General features: G+C 59.3%; 16 protein-coding genes. 7 read left to right on the top strand and 9 right to left on the bottom strand.

Annotated elements, in window-relative coordinates; translation table 11 throughout:
• Positions 1–6: 6 nt before the first annotated feature.
• The 3 genes from ACRWA7_RS19855 to purN form a co-directional block, all read right to left on the bottom strand.
• A complete protein-coding gene (locus tag ACRWA7_RS19855) occupies positions 7–1203 on the bottom strand; it encodes a DesA family fatty acid desaturase (protein ID WP_438395639.1) in 1197 nt (398 codons plus the stop codon).
• A 278-nt stretch (positions 1204–1481) separates the two neighbouring features.
• The gene (locus ACRWA7_RS19850) at positions 1482–2783 is read right to left on the bottom strand and encodes an RsmB/NOP family class I SAM-dependent RNA methyltransferase (RefSeq protein ID WP_438395637.1); all 1302 of its coding nucleotides are present in this window, start codon (positions 2781–2783) and stop codon (positions 1482–1484) included.
• Positions 2780–3430 (bottom strand): phosphoribosylglycinamide formyltransferase, encoded by a 651-nt coding sequence (purN, locus tag ACRWA7_RS19845; RefSeq protein WP_438395636.1) that lies wholly within the window; start codon positions 3428–3430, stop codon positions 2780–2782. Before purN ends, ACRWA7_RS19850 begins: the two co-directional genes overlap by 4 nt.
• Positions 3431–4302: 872 nt before the next feature.
• On the opposite strand from purN, the gene ACRWA7_RS19840 reads away from it, so the two are divergent.
• The 6 genes from ACRWA7_RS19840 (at position 4303) to dut (ending at position 11510) form a co-directional block, all read left to right on the top strand.
• Complete coding sequence (locus tag ACRWA7_RS19840; RefSeq protein WP_060859009.1) at positions 4303–5292, top strand: bifunctional riboflavin kinase/FAD synthetase; 990 nt, start codon at positions 4303–4305, stop codon at positions 5290–5292.
• 162 nt (positions 5293–5454) lie between these two features.
• Positions 5455–8289, top strand: coding sequence for an isoleucine--tRNA ligase (gene ileS / locus ACRWA7_RS19835; protein ID WP_438395635.1), 2835 nt, complete (start codon positions 5455–5457; stop codon positions 8287–8289).
• Positions 8289–8789, top strand: coding sequence for a signal peptidase II (gene lspA, locus ACRWA7_RS19830; RefSeq protein ID WP_060859007.1), 501 nt, complete (start codon positions 8289–8291; stop codon positions 8787–8789). The genes ileS and lspA overlap by 1 nt, the downstream gene beginning before the upstream one ends.
• A 32-nt stretch (positions 8790–8821) precedes the next feature.
• Positions 8822–10039 carry a bifunctional phosphopantothenoylcysteine decarboxylase/phosphopantothenate--cysteine ligase CoaBC gene (gene coaBC / locus ACRWA7_RS19825; protein ID WP_438395633.1) on the top strand — a complete coding sequence of 406 codons (1218 nt, stop codon included), beginning with the start codon at positions 8822–8824 and terminating at the stop codon, positions 10037–10039.
• 14 nt (positions 10040–10053) lie between these two features.
• Positions 10054–11067: an LLM class flavin-dependent oxidoreductase gene (locus tag ACRWA7_RS19820; protein ID WP_438395631.1), complete on the top strand. Its 1014-nt coding sequence runs from the start codon at positions 10054–10056 to the stop codon at positions 11065–11067.
• Positions 11064–11510, top strand: a complete 447-nt coding sequence (gene dut, locus ACRWA7_RS19815) for a dUTP diphosphatase (RefSeq protein ID WP_438395629.1) — start codon at positions 11064–11066, stop codon at positions 11508–11510. The genes ACRWA7_RS19820 and dut overlap by 4 nt, the downstream gene beginning before the upstream one ends.
• A gap of 494 nt (positions 11511–12004) precedes the next feature.
• Here dut and ACRWA7_RS19810 read toward each other — a convergent pair whose 3' ends face one another.
• A complete protein-coding gene (locus ACRWA7_RS19810; protein WP_438393106.1) occupies positions 12005–13075 on the bottom strand; it encodes an IS30 family transposase in 1071 nt (356 codons plus the stop codon).
• Between the two features lie 125 nt (positions 13076–13200).
• Between ACRWA7_RS19810 and ACRWA7_RS19805 the strand changes: the two genes are divergently transcribed.
• A complete protein-coding gene (locus ACRWA7_RS19805) occupies positions 13201–14127 on the top strand; it encodes a fimbrial protein (protein WP_438395627.1) in 927 nt (308 codons plus the stop codon).
• Positions 14128–14198: 71 nt separating this feature from the next.
• Here ACRWA7_RS19805 and ACRWA7_RS19800 read toward each other — a convergent pair whose 3' ends face one another.
• Genes ACRWA7_RS19800 through ACRWA7_RS19780 form a run of 5 tightly spaced genes read right to left on the bottom strand, consistent with a single transcriptional unit; the run spans position 14199 to position 19850 of the window.
• Positions 14199–15479: a D-tagatose-bisphosphate aldolase, class II, non-catalytic subunit gene (locus tag ACRWA7_RS19800; RefSeq protein ID WP_438395626.1), complete on the bottom strand. Its 1281-nt coding sequence runs from the start codon at positions 15477–15479 to the stop codon at positions 14199–14201.
• Positions 15480–15483: 4 nt separating this feature from the next.
• On the bottom strand, positions 15484–16458 hold the full coding sequence (locus ACRWA7_RS19795) for a tagatose kinase (protein ID WP_438395625.1): 975 nt from the start codon (positions 16456–16458) through the stop codon (positions 15484–15486).
• On the bottom strand, positions 16451–17443 hold the full coding sequence (locus tag ACRWA7_RS19790; RefSeq protein ID WP_438395623.1) for an ABC transporter permease: 993 nt from the start codon (positions 17441–17443) through the stop codon (positions 16451–16453). Before ACRWA7_RS19790 ends, ACRWA7_RS19795 begins: the two co-directional genes overlap by 8 nt.
• Positions 17440–18966: a sugar ABC transporter ATP-binding protein gene (locus ACRWA7_RS19785; protein WP_438395622.1), complete on the bottom strand. Its 1527-nt coding sequence runs from the start codon at positions 18964–18966 to the stop codon at positions 17440–17442. Before ACRWA7_RS19785 ends, ACRWA7_RS19790 begins: the two co-directional genes overlap by 4 nt.
• Positions 18963–19850: a substrate-binding domain-containing protein gene (locus ACRWA7_RS19780; RefSeq protein WP_438395620.1), complete on the bottom strand. Its 888-nt coding sequence runs from the start codon at positions 19848–19850 to the stop codon at positions 18963–18965. The genes ACRWA7_RS19785 and ACRWA7_RS19780 overlap by 4 nt, the downstream gene beginning before the upstream one ends.

Here is a 19850-nt window from a genome sequence, read left to right as displayed (position 1 = left end):
TGCGCTTCACGCGTACCGGCGCAGGCGAGATGCAAAATCCTGTAGCGCCTTGATGCCGCTTTGCTCCGCCCTGTGGCACCAGTCCTGCAACTGCGCGAGCAGTTGTTCGCGCGATGCGTTGGAACGATCCCACATGGCGGCCAGATCCTGACGCAACTCAACATATGTGCGCAGCTTGTGATTGTCCGAGAACAAGGCCGGCAACTGCTGGCGTTGCGGTTCGTCCAGACCCGCTTCTTCCTTGTGCGCCCATTTGCGCGCACCGCGCATCAACTGATATTTATCGGTGGCGCCGCCGTCTTTCAGCTTCGACAATTCCTGACGATACGCGCGCTTGAGCGCCTTGCCGTATCGGGCCATCACTTCATAGCGGTTCGACAGAACAGCCTGGAGCGTGTCGTGGTCGAGCACTGGCTTGGATGCCGACAGACGCGGCGTAGGGGCAATCTTCTTGACCTTGGCCAGCCTGAATGCCGACATGATGCGGATATACATCCAGCCAATATCGAATTCGTACCACTTGTTCGACAGCTTCGCCGACGTGGCGTACGTGTGGTGATTGTTATGGAGTTCTTCGCCGCCAATCAGGATGCCGAGCGGGAAGATGTTCGTGCTGGCGTCTGCCGAATTGAAGTTGCGATAACCCCACCAGTGAGCCAGCCCGTTGACCACGCCGGCTGCCCAGAACGGGATCCAGATCATCTGCACAGCCCAGACCGACAGGCCAACGATGCCGAACAGCGCAACGTCGACAACCATCATGATGCTGATGCCGAGAATGGGATAACGCGTGTAGACATTGCGCTCCATCCAGTCGTTAGGCGTGCCATGACTGAACCGGCGCATGGTTTCCTCATTCTTGGCTTCCGAACGATAAAGCTCGGCGCCTTCGAGCAGGACTTTCCAGATGCCGCGCGTTTGCGGGCTGTGCGGATCTTCTTCGGTCTCGCACTTGGCGTGGTGTTTGCGGTGGATCGCGGCCCATTGGCCGGTCAGCATGCCGGTGGTCATCCAGAGCCAGAAACGGAAAAAGTGGCTTACGGCAGGATGCAGTTCCAGCGCGCGGTGCGCCTGGCAGCGATGCAGATAGACGGTGACACCGATGATCGTGATGTGGGTCATCACGAGCGTGAACAGCAATATCTGCCACCACGAGAGGTTCAACAATCCGTTGGCGAGAAATTCAAGCGATGAGTTCAGCAAGGCAATTTACCTGAAAGGCGGAAAAAATAGCCGAACGAAAACAGATCGACGGCTGTTGGGTGCATGAAAGGAATATGCACGTGGTTCGACGGCATTTTACGTCATGCGTTCCAAGTCTTTGTGTCGATAGGAGAAAATTTTGATTTTGCGCAACGGTAGCGGGAATTTTGACCGCTGATTTGTCGCCGGATTTAGTGGGGGCAATACGGATCGCCCCCGTTTCGTAAGCTTGCCCACGGAATCACCTTCATTCCGCGGGGATCGCAAGCAGATACCGCTTATTCCGCCACAGTCTCTTTGGATGGGGCTTCTTTTGCCGCAACCGGCAAACGTTCGAGCACGGCGGCGAAAAAACCATCCGTGCCGTGCTTGTGCGGCCACAGTTGCAGATAGTCGCCCGTATCGAGATCAATGCGCTGTTCGGCCAGCACGTCTTTCGCCGGTACCAGCTTGAATCCGGGATGCGCGGCCAGAAACTGAGTCACCACGCCCTCGTTTTCCGCTTCGAGCATGCTGCACGTGGCGTATACGAGACGCCCACCCACTTTCACCAGCCGGGAGGCGCTGGTCAGGATGGAAAGCTGCTTCGGCGTGAGTTCCGCCACCGATTCCGGCGACTGACGCCATTTCAGATCGGGATTGCGCCGCAGGGTGCCGAGTCCGGAACAGGGGGCATCGACAAGAACACGGTCGATCTTGCCCGCCAACCGCTTGATCTTGGCGTCGTGCTCGCTGTCGATCAGCACCGGATTCACGTTCGATAAACCGCTACGAGCCAGGCGGGGCTTGAGTTTCGCGAGCCGGCGGTCAGATACGTCAAAGGCGTAGAGACGGCCCGACGAGCGCATCATTGCGCCGAGCGCCAGCGTCTTGCCGCCCGCGCCCGCGCAGAAATCCACGATCATTTCGCCACGCCGGGGCGCAACCAGCGAACAAAGAAGCTGACTGCCTTCGTCCTGCACTTCAATCCAGCCGTCCTGGAACGGTTGCAGGCGCGTCAGTGCCGGCTTGCCGTCCACCCGCACGCCATAAGGCGCGAACGGCATTTCGCCGGCGTCGATTCCCGCTTCCGTCAGCGTCTTGATAACCTGATCGCGCGTGGCCTTGATCGGGTTCGCGCGCAAGTCCAGCGGCGCCGGGTAATTCAGCGCGGCGGCAAGCTGGGCGAGTTCATCGGTGTCGAAGCGCCTCGTCATGGCGTCGTAGATCCACTGCGGCAAGTTCGTACGCACGCGTACCGGCAGACTGCCCGGATCGATCTTCGATACCTGGTTGAGCCACTGGTATTCATCGGCGGAGATGAACGGCTTTACCGCCGACAAACCCGCCGTCTGCATCAATCCCAGTAACGCGAGACGCCGCGCCAGGTTGCCCGATCCGCTTTCCGCGAGATGCGAGAACTCCATCTTTCGGCGCAAGACCGCGAACACCGCTTCGGCGATTACACCGCGTTCGTTGTGCCCGAGCTTCGGGTGTGCGCGGAAAAAACGGCTGGTGGCGGCGTCGGCGGGACCGCTGAAACGCAATACGTCCGCGAGCAACGTCTCTGTTTGTCCTATCAAAAATCCATGAAGCCTCATACGCCCTCCCCGGCAATGTCGGCAAAGAGCCATTGCGGCTCTGGTGGCGTGAGCACGACACGCTCGCCGTCGATGGCAAGACGCCCTTCGACGAACCAGCGCACCGCGCGTGGATAAATTACGTGTTCCACGGCCAGCACTCGATTGGCGAGCGCGGCCGCGTTGTCGCCGGCCATGACCGGAACCGCCGCTTGCGCGACGATCGGGCCATGATCGAGCGTTGGCGCAACAAAATGGACGCTTGCGCCGTGGATCTGGACGCCGGCGTCGAGGGCTTGCTGATGCGTCTTGAGCCCTGGAAAGCATGGCAGCAGCGACGGATGAACGTTGATCATGCGTCCCGCGTAGTGTTCAACGAATGCGTTGGTCAGCACGCGCATGAAACCGGCGAGCACGACGAGATCGGGTTCGAAACTGTCGATAGTGCGTGCAAATGTTTGATCGAATGCTTCGCGCGATTCGAATTCGCGATGATCGACCACCTTTGTTTCGATGCCGTTGGCCGTTGCGAATGCGAGACCAGCGGCGTCAGGACGGTTCGAGATGACGGCTGCCACCCGCGCCGGCCAGTCTTCGCGCACGCATGCCCGTGCGACGGCTTCCATGTTGGTTCCCCGTCCGGAAATCAGGATGACGATTTTTTTCATCGGGGGATTTTATCATTTGGGATTGGCGGGAATTGGGGGTTTTTGGTGCTTTCGCCCGGGGGTAGCGGGTGGGGGCCTGCTTTTTGCGCCTGCGCGCGTTCCCTGTTCGTTGGTCCTCTTTAGCACTGTTGGCCACTGTCCGTGGCGGGACTTCATTTCTTTTTCCAACGGCGAAAAAGAAACGAAGCAAAGAAAACGCCTTTCAACCGCCAATTCTTAAGTAGACCAAGCGTGCACGGACATCTGCTTGGGACTTCAAAAGAATGCTCAGCGCATAACCCCGGACAGTTGAACCCCTCCCGCTCCGTTTACGGCTACCCACGCGCTTCGCCACCAGTGTGAGTAGCCGTCAAACAGGAAAGCGCGGCGCGCAGCGCGCGCCCATTTGCGTGCTTGCGCGCAAATGGGGTGTTTGGCCGTACTGGTTTCGTGGGGTTGTGTGCTTGCCCGAGAACACGGGTGGCGAAGCGTGTGGATGTAGGGGTTCGGAGGGGAAGGGTTTCAGGTGCTGTTGGTTATGGCGTCGAGGGTTCTTTTGAAGTCCCAAGCAGATGAAACTGCACGCTTGGTCTCTTTAAGAATTAGCGGTTGGAAGGCGTTTTCTTTGCTTCGTTTCTTTGTCGCCGTTGGACAAAGGAATGAAGTCCCGCCACGGATAGTGGCTAACAGTGCTAAAGAGGAACAACAAACAGGGAACGCGCGCAGGCGCAAAAAGCAGGACCCCGCCCACTCCTCCCCTCCCGCTTGCTCCTGAACGTTTATAATCGAACGCTTTGCGGCACACGCACTGGGGAACACGCACAGACATCCGTGCGCCAATCGCCGCCACACCGCGCGCCCCGGTCCACCTAACCGCCGACCCAATCGCTATCGTGAGAGTCTTCCGCGGCCTACCCAACGCCGAAAGCCGCGCGCCCTGCGCGCTAACCATCGGCAATTTCGACGGTGTCCACCGCGGCCACCAGGCGCTGCTCGCCCACGTCCGCGCCGCCGCCGATGCCCGCGGGCTCCCGGTCTGCGTGATGACTTTCGAGCCGCATCCGCGCGAATTCTTCAATCCCGCCGGCGCGCCGCCACGCATCGCCATGCTGCGCGACAAGCTGGAAGCACTGCGCACGAACGGCGTGGATCGCGTCGTGGTCGAACACTTCAATCGCACCTTCGCCGGACAATCGCCAGATACCTTCGTCGAAAATGTGATCGTGAACGGCCTGCACGCACGCTGGGTCATGATCGGCGACGATTTCCGATACGGCGCGAAACGCGCCGGCGACTTCGAATCGCTCGAAGCGGCCGGACGCAAGCACGGCTTCGAAGTCGAACAAATGGCGACCGTCGCGGACCTCAACGGCGCCCGCATTTCAAGTTCCGGCGTACGCGCGTCACTGGTTGCAGGCGATCTGGACGCCGCCCGCCTCGCGCTCGGCCGCCCCTATGTCATCAGCGGCCACGTGGTGCACGGGCAAAAACTCGGGCGCGACCTCGGTTTCCCCACGCTCAACGTTCCGATCGCCCACAAGCGGCCAGCGCTCGCGGGGATCTTCGTCGTGCGCGTTCATGGACTTGCAGCCGAGCCGCTGCCGGGCGTGGCGAGTCTCGGCATACGGCCAACAGTCGATGATTCCGGCCGCGTCCTGCTCGAAACCTTCGTGCTCGACTGGCATGGCGACGCCTACGGCAAGCTCGTGCGCATCGAGTTCCTGCAAAAACTGCGCGACGAGGAAAAGTACGTGGACCTCGAAACCCTGACGGCGGCCATCGCCCGCGACGTGACCAACGCGCGCGCGTATTTCGCCTCCGACGTGAATTCCAGCGGCCGCGACAGCGGTTTCGCAACGTCGGCCACGGATCGAATTAGGTGAGCGCGCAGCGCCGGGCCCAAGCCCGATGCGCTGCCCGCTGCCTCGCTCCACGCACTTTGAGCTTCATTACGAACTTAAGCATCCAAAACAAGCATCCCAAAGCCCGTTCCCGAACACGTCAGTCCGGAACCGCCGCTTCATCGAATACAAATCGAGTCATTCATGAGCAACAAGAAAGAAGCAAAGCCCCAGTCGAAATATCCGGTCAATCTGCTGGATACGCCGTTCCCCATGCGCGGCGACTTGCCCAAGCGCGAGCCGCAATGGGTCAAGGAATGGCAGGACAACAAGATCTACGAGAAGATCCGCGCCGCGAGCCAGGGCCGCAAGAAGTTCATCCTGCACGACGGCCCGCCGTACGCGAACGGCGACATCCACCTCGGCCACGCGGTGAACAAGATCCTGAAGGACATGATCGTGAAGGCGCGCAATCTGGCGGGCTTCGACGCGGTCTACGTTCCAGGCTGGGATTGCCACGGCATGCCGATCGAAATCCAGATCGAAAAGCAGTTTGGCAAGTCGCTGCCAGCCCGCGAAGTGATGGAAAAAGCCCGCAAATATGCGAGCGAGCAGATCGAAAAGCAGAAGGTCGGCTTTCGCCGGCTGGGCGTGCTGGGCGACTGGGACAACCCGTACAAGACGATGAACTTCGTCAACGAAGCAGGCGAAATCCGCGCGCTCGGCAAGATTCTCGAGAAGGGTTACGTGTTTCGCGGGCTGAAGCCGGTGAACTGGTGCTTCGATTGCGGCTCCGCATTGGCTGAAGCGGAAGTGGAATACAAGGACAAGACCGATCCGACCATCGACGTGATGTTTGCCTTCGCCGAGCCGGAAAAAACCGCGCAGGCGTTCGGGCTCGCCGAGTTGCCGAAGCAGGAAGGCGGCATCGTGATCTGGACCACGACGCCGTGGACGATTCCGGCCAATCAGGCGCTGAATGTGCATCCGGAAATTGTCTACAGCCTCGTCGATACAGAAAAGGGCTTGCTGATCCTGGCTGAGGATCGCGTCGACGAATGCCTGAAGCAGTACGGCGTGACCGGCTCGACCATCGCGACCACGAAGGGCGAAAAGCTGAGCGGCCTGCGCTTTCATCATCCGCTGAGCGCGGCGCATCCGGGCTACAAGCGCACCGCGCCTGTGTATCTCGGCGAATACGTGACCACCGAAAGCGGCACGGGGATTGTGCATTCGTCGCCGGCGTATGGCGTGGAAGACTTCGTGTCATGCAAGGCGCACGGCATGACCGACTCGGACATCATCAACCCGGTCATGGGCGACGGCCGTTACATCGAATCGCTGCCGCTCTTTGGCGGCCTGTCGATCTGGGAAGCGAACGATCAGGTCATAGAAGCGCTGCGCGGCGCGCATTCGCTGCTGAAGACCGAAAAATACACGCACAGCTACATGCACTGCTGGCGCCACAAGACGCCGATCATCTACCGGGCGACGTCGCAGTGGTTCGCGGGCATGGACATGAAGCCGAACGACACGTCGCGCACGCTGCGTGAAACGGCGCTGGAAGGCATCGAGAACACCGCGTTTTTCCCGGCGTGGGGCAAGCAGCGCCTCTACAGCATGATCGCGAACCGCCCGGACTGGACGCTTTCGCGTCAACGCCAGTGGGGCGTGCCGATGGCGTTTTTCGTGCACAAGGAAACGGGCGATCTGCATCCGCGCACACTCGAACTGCTCGAGGAAGTGGCGAAGCGCGTGGAAGTGAGCGGTATCGAGGCATGGCAAACGCTCGATCCGCAAGAACTGCTCGGCGACGAAGCGAACATGTACGAAAAGAACCGCGACACGCTCGACGTCTGGTTCGACTCCGGCACGACGCACTGGCACGTGCTGCGCGGCTCGCACAAGGATTCGCTGCAGTTTCCGGCGGACTTGTATCTGGAAGGTTCGGACCAGCATCGCGGATGGTTCCATTCGTCGCTGCTGACCGCTTCCATGCTCGATGGCCGCCCGCCCTACAACGCATTGTTGACCCACGGTTTTACCGTCGACGGCGAAGGCCGCAAGATGTCGAAGTCGCTTGGCAACGGCGTCGATCCGCATGAAGTGTCGAATCGTCTGGGCGCGGAAATCATCCGCTTGTGGATTGCATCGACGGATTATTCGGGCGAACTCGCGATCTCCGAAGAGATCCTGAAACGGGTGACGGAGACGTATCGGCGGATTCGCAACACGTTGCGCTTCCTCTTGTCCAATCTCTCCGATTTCGACTTCGAGAAGAACGCGCGTCCGGTCGAAGAGTGGCTCGAAATCGACAAATACGCCGTCGCGCTCGCGCAGAACCTGCAGGACGACGTCCTCGCGCACTACGAGAAATTCGAGTTCCATCCGGTGGTGTCCAAGCTCGCGACCTTCTGCTCGGAAGACCTTGGCGGTTTCTATCTGGACGTGCTGAAGGACCGGCTTTACACCATGAAGCCCGACTCGCGCGAACGCCGCGCGGCGCAGACGGTACTGCATCACATTGCGCATGGCTTGCTGCGCCTGGTTGCGCCGTATCTGTCGTTCACGGCGGAAGAGGCGTACAAGATCCTGCAACCTGGCCGCGATACGATCTTCACCGAGGTGTATCACGATTATCCGCCAGTGCCCGATGCCGGCGAACTGCTCGACAAGTGGACGCTGATCCGCTCGGCGCGCAGCGACGTCACCAAGGCGCTGGAAGAAGCACGCACGGCCAATCTGATCGGCTCTTCGCTGCAGGCTGAAGTCGAGGTGCGGGCAAGCGGCGCGCGCTATCAGGCGCTGACGAGCCTTGGCGCCGATCTCAGTTTCGTGCTGATCACGTCGGCGGCGCAGGTTGTGGAAGTGGCGAGCGAAGCGGAAGAAGGCGTCGATGTGATTGCATCGAAGTACCTCAAATGCGAGCGCTGCTGGCATTACAAGGCGGACGTGGGGACATCGGCGGAACATCCCGGATTGTGCGGCCGCTGTATCACCAACCTCTTCGGCGATGGCGAAACGCGGAGCGCAGCATAATGGCACGAACGATGTCCAAACAAAGCAGTGGTTCACTCGCGCCGTGGCTGGGTGTGTCGCTGATCGTGATTCTCTTCGATCAACTCTCGAAGATCGCGGTCGCCCGCGTGTTCAGCTACGCCGAACCGCACGCGCTCACGCCGTTCTTCAACCTGTTCCTGGTCTATAACAAAGGTGCGGCGTTCAGCTTTCTCGCCGCCGCCGGCGGTTGGCAACGCTGGGGTTTCACGGTGCTGGGCGTGGTCGCGGCTATCGTGATCTGCTATTTGCTCAAGCGCCACGGCACGCAGCGGATGTTCTGCACGGCGCTTGCGCTGATCATGGGCGGCGCGCTTGGCAATGTGATCGATCGCGTGGCGTACGGTCACGTGATCGACTTCTTGGATTTTCATATCAACGGGTGGCACTGGCCGGCGTTCAACCTCGCCGACAGCGCGATTACCATCGGCGCGGTGCTGCTCGTATTCGATGAACTGCGGCGCGTGCGCGGAGCGAAGTAACCCGCCTTATGGCGAGACTCACGGAGGCAGCGTTGGACACGGCAGAACTCGCAGGAAAGCATCTGGTACTTGGGCTGTCGGGCGGTATCGCCTGCTACAAGATCGCCGAACTCACGCGTTTGCTGGTGAAGGCGGGCGCGACGGTGCAGATCGTCATGACCGAAGCCGCCACGCAATTCATCACGCCCGTGACCATGCAGGCGTTGTCCGGGCGGCCGGTCTATACGTCGCAATGGGACGCGCGGATTGCGAACAACATGGCGCATATCGATTTGTCGCGTGAAGCCGATGCAATCGTGATCGCGCCCGCTTCAACCGACTTTATCGCCAAGCTTGCGCATGGGAATTGCGACGATTTGCTTTCCACGCTGTGCGTGGCGCGCGATTGTCCGCTGCTCGTCGTTCCCGCAATGAACCGTCAGATGTGGCAGAACCCGGCGACGCAACGCAACGTCGCGCAACTGCGTGCAGATGGCGTTCAGGTGCTCGGCCCGGATTCCGGCGCGCAGGCGTGCGGCGAAGTGGGCGATGGACGGATGCTCGAGCCATCGGCTACGTTCGAAGCCATTTGCGCGTTTTTCCAACCGAAGATTCTGCAAGGACGCCGCGTATTGATTACGGCCGGACCGACGTTCGAACCGCTCGATCCCGTGCGCGGCATTACCAATCGATCGTCGGGCAAGATGGGATTTGCATTGGCGCGTGCAGCGGCCCAGGCGGGCGCGGACGTGCATCTCGTGGCCGGCCCCGTTGCGCTTGAAACGCCTTGGGGTGTGTATCGCGAAGATGTGCAGACCGCGCAGCAAATGCACGACGCGGTATTGCACGCCACGGCCGATACGGACATTTTTATCGCGGTGGCGGCGGTCGCCGACTGGCGCGTCGATCACGCGAGCGAGCACAAGATCAAGAAGACCACGGACCACGCAATGCCGACGTTCACGTTCATTGAAAATCCGGACATTCTTGCAACCGTTGCGCGTTTGCCGAACCCGCCGTATTGCGTCGGATTTGCGGCGGAAAGCGGAGACCTCGAAGTCCATGGCGAAGAAAAACGCGCGCGCAAGAATGTGCCGTTGCTCATCGGCAATCTCGGGCCGCTGACGTTTGGACTAGACGATAACGAAGTCGTGCTGTTCGAAGCATCGGGCATCACGCGCCTGCCTCGCGCCGACAAGAAACTGCTGGCCCGCCTGTTGATCGCAGAGATTGCAAAGCGTGCGCCGCGCGGCGGATCGCTGTTGTCCTGAACCGTCAGACCATCATGCCCACACGACTTTCGGTACTCGATCAAACGCCGGTCATTCACGGCCATAGCACTGCCGATGCGATCGCGGCTACGCTCGATCTCGCGCGCCTCGCCGACGAACTCGGCTACACGCGCTACTGGTGCGCGGAGCATCACGGTTTGCGGGGTGTATCGAATCCCTGTCCGGAAGTGCTGCTCGCGCGAATCGGCAGCATTACGCAGCGCATGAGGATTGGCTCGGGCGGCGTCATGCTGCCCTACTACAGCGCGTTCAAAGTGGCCGAGCAATTCCTGATGCTCGAAGCGCTGTTCCCGAATCGCGTGGATCTTGGCGTGGGACGCGCGCCCGGCGGCGACATGCGCACGGCGCAAGCGGTCGCGGCAGGCGACTACAATCGCGGCGATATTTTTCCGCAGCAAGTCGGCGAACTCGTTGGTTTATTCGATGGCACCCTGCCCGAAGATCATCTTGCGCATGGCGTTTTGCTGCAGCCGGAAATCGAAACGCGCCCCGAATTATGGATGCTCGGTTCCAGCGACTTTGGCGGTTTGCTCGCAGCGCAATTGGGGATTCGCTTTGCATTCGCGCATTTCATCAATGCGCAATACGGGCATCGGGTGGCGGAGGCGTATCGCGAGCGGTTTGTATCGCGTCATGGGTCGAAACCTTATCTCGCCGCCGCCGTATTCGTGATTTGCGCCGATACCGAAACCGAAGCCGCCGCGCTGGAACGCGCCGTGGATTTGCGCCGGGTGCAGATGGCTTACGGATTGAACATGCCGATTCCATCTATTGCGCAAGGTGCAAATCAGGCATTCGGCGAACGCGAACTGAACGTGATTGCGCGCGAGAAGAATCGCAGCATTATTGGCACGCCGGAGCGCGTGACCGAACAACTGCACGAACTTCAACAACGTTTCGATGCCGACGAACTGATCGTGCTGAGCGTTGCGGGAAGTTATCAAGCGCGTCTGCGCTCTTACGAACTGCTGGCTGAAGCGTTCGAACTCAACAAACAGAACCCATGAAACTCGACATCAAGATCCTCGATGCGCGCATGCGCGATTACCTGCCCGCCTACGCCACGACGGGAAGCGCCGGACTCGACCTGCGCGCGTGCCTCGACGCGCCCATCACGCTTGAAGCGGGTCAGACAACGCTGGTTCCAACGGGGCTGGCGATTCATATCGAAGATCCGGGTTACGCGGCTCTGATTTTGCCGCGCTCTGGTTTGGGCCATAAGCACGGCGTGGTGCTCGGGAACCTGGTCGGTCTGATCGATTCGGATTATCAGGGACAACTGATGATCTCGACTTGGAATCGCAGCGCGACGGCGTTCACGCTGAATCCGCTTGAACGTCTTGCGCAACTGGTGATCGTGCCGGTGGTTCAGGCGACGTTCAATATTGTCGATGAGTTTCCGGTCAGCGATCGAGGAGCGGGAGGGTTTGGGAGTACTGGGCGCGGCTAACCGGCAGCGGGCGCGGACTGGTCGGCTCGCGCGTGGCTTTTGTTATGGCCAATGAAGCACCTTCGCATTTAAAGCACGGAGAAAAGCTCGATCGACGGAACAATCGCAATTGCTTTGCTGCCGCCAACTCGCCACGCCTCATACCTTGAAAACCTGTTAAAAATCCATTAAAAAAAGAAACCTGGAAACGACACGGAGCCATTCCTGGAACTGTCTTTATCAGGAAGGATTAATCCGTGGCGCCGACGGCCGAAACAGCATAGGATTTACAGGAAACCTAAAGGGTACCGCGGCACTATAAGGAACATCGTTTAGTTATGCTGCGGAATTATGTATAAAACTGCAATCAACTCACGGCTATGTAGTCGGCGACGTAAATAAGCGAAGGCCAAGACACTTGTCCAACCGATCAACGAACAGCGAAGGTTCTAGTTTCGCATTGTTTTCTTTACGAGAGCCACAATGCTAAAGAACTCGTTAATTACTCGGCGCTTTCACACTCCAAGTGCAACAGCGGGGTCAATGACAATGCCGTGCTTGGCGCAGTTTTCAATAAAGACCTCACCAGGCGTGCGCCACTGGAGCGTCTTTCGAGGGCGGGTGTTCATGTTCAGCGCGATCGCATCGAGTTGTCGCTGCGAGAATACCGATAGATCGGTCGCCTTGGGTAGAAACTGGCGAAGCAGCCCATTGATGTTTTCACAGATGCCGCGTTGCCACGGACTGTGTGGATCGCAGAAGTAGATCTTGATGCCCGTCGCCTCAGCCAGCTTTTTGTGTAACGCCATTTCTTTGCCCTGGTCGTAGGTCAGGGTTTGACGCAGTCCCTGATCGAGCGGCGCGAACGCGGCACTGTAGGCTTCCAGCGCTGCCTGCGCCGTACTGCCATCGATCTTGACCAGCATCACAAACAACGTGCTGCGATCCACCAGCGTACCCACTGCCGAACGGTTAGCCAGGCCTTTGATCAGATCTCCTTCCCAGTGACCCGGGATGAGCCGGTCGTTGGCTTCGGGAGGGCGTACGTGAATACTGAGCATGTCGGAGAGCTTGCCGCGCCGGTCCTGTCCTCGCGTGCGCGGCCTGCGTGCGCCACGTCCCTGTCGCAACAGGCTGACGAGTTCCCGGCGCAACTCGCCTCGGGGCGCGGCGTAAATGGCTCGGTAAATGGTTTCATGCGAAGCGTTCAAAGCAGGCTCATCAGGGTGGGCAAGTTTGAGTGCGGCTGAGATCTGCTCGGGTGAGTGACACTTTTGCAGATACTGCCGCACTTCGGGCCACAACGCGCCGTCAACGTGCAGTTTGCGCTCGTAACGCGGTTTGCGGCGAAGCCGTCCCGCGCGTCGACCAGCACGGATCGCGCAGTAAGCGCCCGCGATCGCAGGCCGTCCTCTGTCGCCGCGCTCTTCATCGGACTTCCAGCCATTGCGCTTGAGTTCGCGGCTGATCGTACTTGGCGAACGTCGGAGCGCACGCGCGATCGCGCGCGTGCTTTCGTTGGCAAGTTTCATGGCAAATATTGAGCCACGCTCCTCAGCACTGAGTTGTTCATAGCTTTGTCCCATGCAACATATCCTATTTCAAAGGTGTTGCACTTGTACCTTGAAAGCGCCCTCTGTTTATTTTATTTCAGTTGATAAGCCACATATCGCCGGTCAATGCGGCAACGCCGCAGTGCACGATTACAGGATTGAACGCTGACATTACGATACCTACGAATGTGTTCCCGCGAGACGCTGCAATCAACACGCAAAGCGCACCTTACTCAACGACCGTCGTCATTAGCTGCATGTCCACGGGTACGGCTTACACGTTCAGTGTCTATACCTACGCGCCAAGCGGCGTTGCAGTACCGGGATTCACAAATTATTATCAAACCAATCTTCCAGACGTAGCAGTCAGATACATCGCGGAAAACGGTCCCAACACAAAATGCACGCCCTATTCCGGCGGGTGGCCGTCGCAGATGTTACAGATCCGCCGGACCATTTCTTGTACGGTGACGGCCGCGTCACCGGGCGTACCGCAAATATTCAACTTGAAATATTCCGCATATTTCATGAAAGTAGGACCTGCGCCAACGGGAAACCTGACAGCGGTACCACCCGTCACAATCGAGGAATACCAACCCGAGTCAAGCGCTGTGTTCAACGTCTATTCGGGAGTAGCAACTGGCTCCTTCGCTGTTTCAGCTTGCTCGGTCACTACACCCGCCATAGCCGTGACAATGCCAAAAACCTACACTTACCGGCTACCGAAGGTGGGATCGACTGACGGTGAAACCAATTTGAACGTTGGTCTAAACTGCGATCCAGGTCTGAAGGTGTACACCACTCTGACGGATGTAAGCACGCCGGCAAATGACAGCACCACGTTATCGTTAAGTCCAGAATCGACCGCTCGAGGTATCGGCTATCAAATCCTGTTCAACGGAGTTCCGATTGTCTTCGGTCCCGATTCAGCGGTCGTTGGGAATCGAGGGCAATTCCTGATGACGCCGACACAAACCACAGGCGGCGTGGTTACGGTCCCTTTAACCGCGCGCTATATTCGAACGGGCACAATCGGCACAGGATCGGCCAACGCTAAAGCGACATTTACCATGTCGTATCAATAGAAACGGAAGACGCTTTTGATCTGAAGGAGGACGGTCGCTATGTCGACCGTCGCGTGACAAATTAACTAACACTATCGGCACGCCGCCGCGTAGATCCTGATCACCTGTCGCACGCGATCCTGAACCAGCGCGAGCGGCTCGTTTTTCAACTGGCCGCGCCGCACGGCCCAATATTGATCGGGCAGGAATTGGCTTAAAAGATTCTCTGGAATCTTCACCGCATTCAGGTTATCCAGCAGCTTTTGTGCAGTCTTCGTGATCTCCGGATCGGCCCAGTAATAACGCACGCGATCGCTATAACTGTACGTGCGTAACACGCGTTGCTGTTGTGCATCGCCGTGATAATACTTTTCCCAGTGGCCCGGTTTCGCCAGCATTACACGCTCCACGACCGCGCGCAAATTCGAGCGCTGATTCTCCGGAATCAACTGCGTTTCGATATCCGCCAAAGCATAAAGCGCCTCGCGCAAAGCGAACGTTACGCCCGGCCCAACCTTGAGAATGCGAAAGCCATCGCGGACCAAAGCCGTCAGCGCTTCGGACGTCTGATAGTCGGTGGAATGCGCTTCGAACACCATGCCGGGCAGATCGTCCAACGCACTTTTCAACGACTCGGCGCGCGACGGCACATAGTCGATCACCTTCGTATGATCGAACTCCACACCCGGCTGCACGACCAGCGCGATCACGCGCGGCCACGAGTCCTCCACGCCCTGTTCCTGCCACGCTTTTTTGTGGACCAACGCCGTTTCAATAGCCGCATCACGCGAGGTAGGTTCAACGATTTCAAGCTCTTCCGCCGCGCCGCCCGGCACCGGCACTTCCGTGCCGATCACATACACCGGGCTCACACTCAGACTCGCGCGCTTGACCGCTGCTTCGGCGACCGCGCATAAACGGGCGGCGCGCGAAGCCACCACCGCGTCCGACAAACGCTCGGGATCATCGGCGCAAGACATGCTGGTATCGAGGTGAATCTTCGTGAATCCCGCCGATGCATACGCGTCGATCAACGCATCCGCGCGTTTCATCGCCTCTTCGGCTGGCAGATGACGCCACGCATTCGGCCCGAGATGATCGCCGCCCAGAATCAGATGCTCATGCGCAAAGCCGACGCGTTGCGCAATCGAGCGCACGAAATCCACGAAATCCGCCGGCTTCATGCCCGTATAACCGCCGTACTGATCGACCTGATTCGACGTCGATTCAATCAGCAACGGCGTCCCGTCTTCCAGCGCCTGCCGCATGGCGGCTTCCAGCACCCACGGATGCGCGGAACAAATCGAGTAAATGCCCGTGAGCCAGGCCGACGCCGGATGCGCATTGCTCAAACGCGAGACGATCGAATTCATGACATCACTCCGTGGTTGCCGTTGCCAAAAACGCGTCGAGTTCGGCGAAGGTCGCCGTGCCTTCCATCGGGCCTTTCACGCCGACCGCGCGCGCGCCGCTCGCGCTCGCGTATTTGAGCGCGGTGTCCACGTCCTTCCCTTGCGCGCGGCAACTGATGTATGTCGCGCCGAAACAATCGCCCGCGCCGGTTGGATCGAGTTCCTCGACCTTGAACGCCGGGCGATGCGTCTCGCCGTTGGCATCGAAAAAACTGCAGCCTTGTGCGCCGCGCTTCACCACCACTTCCTTCACGCCGCGCTTCAAAAGTTCATCGATAGCGCCGGGCTCCGACGTCGCGCTCGCGAGCAGCGTCACTTCGTGGCCGCTGGGCAGGAAGACATCGGTGTAGTCGAGGATGAAATCGAGCGCATCGCGCATCTCCGGAATCCGCAGCATTTCCTTGCGGATATTCGGGTCGAAACTGACCGTGCCGCCGTTCTTCTTCACCGTTTCGATAGCCTGTTTCATGGCCTCGATGATCCTGAACGAAAACAGCGACGATCCCATCACGTGGAAATTGCCGCAGTTCGCGAGCAGTTCTCCACGCAGGTTCGCCACCGACAATTGCGCCGACGCGCTGTTCGTGATGTTGTAGATGAAATCGCGATCGCCGTCTTGGCGATACGTGACAAACGCGCTGCCGGTAGTCGCGTCCTTCAGCACGGCAATACCGGAAACGTCCACGCCATCGGCGCGCAGGCGTTCGACGTTGAGCACGCCGAAGTCGTCGTCGCCAACACAGCCGATCATGGCGCAGGGGCTGCCGAGCTTCGCAACCTGATCGATGAAAATCGCGGGCGCGCCGCTTGCAAACGGTCCAATCAGCGTGCCCGGTTCGCTAAACCGCTGGCCAATTTGAGTGGCCATGATCTCGACCAGGATCTCGCCCATCGCGACGATGGTGCCGGCCTTCGAGGGAACACCGTTTGAGTTAGGCATGACGTTTCTTCGTTTGAACATCGATACACACCGCGACCAGAATCACGATGCCTTTCACGATGAGTTGATAGAAATAGGGAACGCTCAGCAGGTTCATGCCGTTGTTGATGACGCCAATGATCAGCGCGCCGATCAGCGTTCCGGTGATCGTTCCATACCCGCCCGAGAGGCTTGTTCCGCCGAGCACGGCTGCGGCGATGGCATCGAGTTCATAGCCAATTCCCGCGTTCGGTTGCGCCGAATAAAGCCGCGACGTCATCAGCACGCCGCCAATGCTCGCAAGCAAACCGGAGATCATGAAGATCATGATCCGCAGGCGGTTGACATCGATACCCGAGTAAAGCGCCGCCTCGCGATTGCCGCCCGCCAGATACGCCTTGCGCCCGAATACGGTACGCGAGAGCACGAAGTGATTCAACAGCAGCAGGACCGCTAGAATCCAGATAGGCAGCGGAATGCCGAGCACGGCGCCGTTGCCGAGAAAAGCGAAGGCGTCGTTGTCGATGGAAATGGGCACGCCGTTCGACGTCAGGTACGCGAAGCCGCGAAACACGCCCATGGTGGCGACCGTGACAATGAACGAGGGAATGGTGAGCAACGCGGACAGCGAGCCGTTGATGGCGCCGAGAACCAGCCCCGTGCCCATGGCGGCGAGCACGGCTATGAACGGCGACGCGCCATGCTCCAGCGCAAACGCGCAGACCGTGCCGACCAGCGCCATGGTCGCGCCGACGGACAAGTCAATATCGCCGAGCAGCAGCACGTAGGTCATGCCAAAGCCGAGTATCGCGATGATGGACACCTGCATCACGACATTCAGCAGATTATTCACGGACATGAAGTTGGGCGACAGCGCCCAGAAAAATCCGCACAGCACGATCAGGCCGACAACAATGCCGCCGTAGTGCTTGAGCGCGCGATTGAACGCGCCGCTTGCGTGCGTGCGCCTCTTCGCCGCCGCGCCGCTGAGTTGAGTCGGGTTCATGCTGTTGTGGCTCCCGTCGCGTACGACATCACTTCTTCCTGCGTTGGACTTGCTGCACTGAATTCATGGACGACGCGCTTCTCACGCATCACGACCAGCCGGTCGCTCATGGCAAGCGCTTCCGGTAGTTCCGATGAAATGAGAATGATCGCAGTCCCGCTTGCCGCGAGTTCCCGGATCACCCGATAAATTTCGAATTTCGCGCCTACATCGACACCGCGCGTGGGTTCATCGAGGATCAGCACTTTGGGTTTCAGCGCCAGCCATTTCGAGAACACGACCTTCTGCTGATTGCCGCCGCTCAGGTTTCCAACGGCCTGAAACGGACCCGACGCGCGGATGTTCATGCGCGTGATGGCGTTCGCGGTTTCATCGCGTTCGAAGCGGCGGTTCAGGATGCCAAAACGCGAGCCATGCTCCTCGAAACTTGCCATCGTGACGTTGTTCGCAATGGAATGCATCAGCACGAGCCCTTCGTGCTTGCGGTCCTCGGTCACGAACGCAATGCCCTCGCGAATCGCGTGCGCGGGATTGCGCAGCTTGAGACGCTTGCCGCTCATTAGAATTTCGCCGCTCGGCCGGCCGATGCCGAACAACGCCTTCATCACGTCCGACCTTCCCGCGCCGATCAAGCCGAAGAAGCCGAGGATCTCGCCCGCGTGAATCTGGAAGCTGATGTTCTCGAACAGGCCAGGCAACGTCAGGTTGCTTACCTTCAACAACGGCAACGACGGACGTAAATAAGGCGTCTCGCGGCGCGGATACACGTCGTTCATTTCGCGGCCGACCATCATTGCGATCAATGCGCCAATGCTTGTCTGGTCCTTCTGCAACGTCGCGATGTAGCGGCCATCGCGCATGACCGAGATGTCGTCGGAGATGCGCATGATCTCGTCCATCCGGTGCGAGATATAGACAACAGCCGCGCCCTTCGCCGTCAGCTTCGCGACGATATGAAACAGGATCTCCGCCTCGCGGTCACTGAGCGAAGACGTGGGTTCGTCCATGATCACAAGCGATGCATCGCGGCTCAGCGCCTTCGAGATTTCCACGAGCTGACGCTGCGCCATGGAAAGACGCGACACAGGCGCGGTTGCATCGATATCAATGCCGAGGTCGTCGAGCAAATCCTGCGCTTGTGCGTATAAACGCTTGAAATCGACCACGCCGAAACGGCGCGGCTCATGCCCCGTGTAGATGTTTTCAGCCACGCTCAGGTTCTTCGCGAGACTCAGTTCCTGATAGATGATCGCAATGCCCGCCTTCTGCGATTCGCCAGGATCGGCGAATGCAACCGGTGCGCCGTTCATGAATATCTCGCCACGCGTAGGCGCGTGAACGCCCGCGAGAATCTTCATCAACGTCGATTTTCCTGCGCCGTTTTCACCGAGCAGCGTATGCACGCGGCCCGGCAAGATGACCAGCGATACGTCCTTGATCGCCTCGACCGGACCAAACGACTTCGCGATACCGCAAAGCTCAAGAAGAGCCTGAGCAGCGCGAGGTTTCAACGCGGTATTCATTTCACTGATGCATTCAGATACTGCCCCGGCGTCACCGGCTGCAGCTTCGGCACCGTTTGCTTGGCGGCAACTTTCACCGCCGTGTCCACCGCGAGCGCGCCCATCTTGTCCGGATACTGGCGGATCACGCCAACGAAGTTCGGGTTTTTATCGACCGCTGCTCGCGCTTCCGGCATGCCGTCGAAGCCGATCACCTTCACCTTGTTCCCCGCCGACTTGCCCGCGACCGCCGCGGCCATTGCAGCGTCATCGCCAAAACCGAAGATGCCCGCGAGGTCAGGATTCGCCTGCAGCATGTTTTGCGCGGCGCTCAACGCGTCGGCACGCGTGATACCCGGCTGGATCGCGACAATCTTTACGTCCGGGCACGCGCCGAGCGCTTTCTTGAAACCCGTCACGCGGTCGATCACCGATTGAATCGTCGGGTAGTCGATCACGCCAACCTTGCCCTTGCCGCCGAGCACCTTGCACATCAGCGCGCCGGCTTGCAGGCCGCCGGCGTAGTTATCGGTGGCGATATGGGACGCGACTTCAACACCTGCCGCGCTGATATCCACGGTGATCACCGGAATGCCGGCCTTCTCCGCTGTCAGCACCGCCGCTTTCACGCCTTTGGAATCAACCGGCGAGATCACGATTACATCGACTTTCTTCGTGACGAAATCCTGCACGTCGGCAATCTGCTTGCTCAGGTCCTGGTTCGCAATCGCAATATCGATCTGCGCGTGATCCTTTGCGGCTTCGGCTTTCATCGCGTTGGCGAGTTCGACGTAGAACGGGTGTTGTTGCGTAAGCAGCGACGCCCCAATCTTGACGTCGGCGGCGTGAGCGGCCGTGGCAGTGACAGCGGTAACGAGAACGGCCAGCAGTGAACGACGAAACAT

The organism is Caballeronia sp. DA-9 (assembly GCF_051615025.1).
Classification (GTDB): domain Bacteria; phylum Pseudomonadota; class Gammaproteobacteria; order Burkholderiales; family Burkholderiaceae; genus Caballeronia; species Caballeronia sordidicola.
This window is presented reverse-complemented; position numbering and strand designations above follow the sequence as displayed.

Coding starts and splice junctions, on each gene's coding strand:
- ACRWA7_RS19785 (WP_438395622.1), bottom strand. CDS start 18,966: ATGAATACCGCGTTGAAACCTCGCGCTGCTCAGGCTCTTCTTGAGCTT.
- purN (WP_438395636.1), bottom strand. CDS start 3,430: ATGAAAAAAATCGTCATCCTGATTTCCGGACGGGGAACCAACATGGAA.
- dut (WP_438395629.1), top strand. CDS start 11,064: ATGAAACTCGACATCAAGATCCTCGATGCGCGCATGCGCGATTACCTG.
- ACRWA7_RS19820 (WP_438395631.1), top strand. CDS start 10,054: ATGCCCACACGACTTTCGGTACTCGATCAAACGCCGGTCATTCACGGC.
- lspA (WP_060859007.1), top strand. CDS start 8,289: ATGGCACGAACGATGTCCAAACAAAGCAGTGGTTCACTCGCGCCGTGG.
- ACRWA7_RS19810 (WP_438393106.1), bottom strand. CDS start 13,075: ATGGGACAAAGCTATGAACAACTCAGTGCTGAGGAGCGTGGCTCAATA.
- ACRWA7_RS19795 (WP_438395625.1), bottom strand. CDS start 16,458: ATGCCTAACTCAAACGGTGTTCCCTCGAAGGCCGGCACCATCGTCGCG.
- ACRWA7_RS19780 (WP_438395620.1), bottom strand. CDS start 19,850: ATGTTTCGTCGTTCACTGCTGGCCGTTCTCGTTACCGCTGTCACTGCC.
- ACRWA7_RS19800 (WP_438395626.1), bottom strand. CDS start 15,479: ATGAATTCGATCGTCTCGCGTTTGAGCAATGCGCATCCGGCGTCGGCC.
- ACRWA7_RS19850 (WP_438395637.1), bottom strand. CDS start 2,783: ATGAGGCTTCATGGATTTTTGATAGGACAAACAGAGACGTTGCTCGCG.
- ileS (WP_438395635.1), top strand. CDS start 5,455: ATGAGCAACAAGAAAGAAGCAAAGCCCCAGTCGAAATATCCGGTCAAT.
- ACRWA7_RS19790 (WP_438395623.1), bottom strand. CDS start 17,443: ATGAACCCGACTCAACTCAGCGGCGCGGCGGCGAAGAGGCGCACGCAC.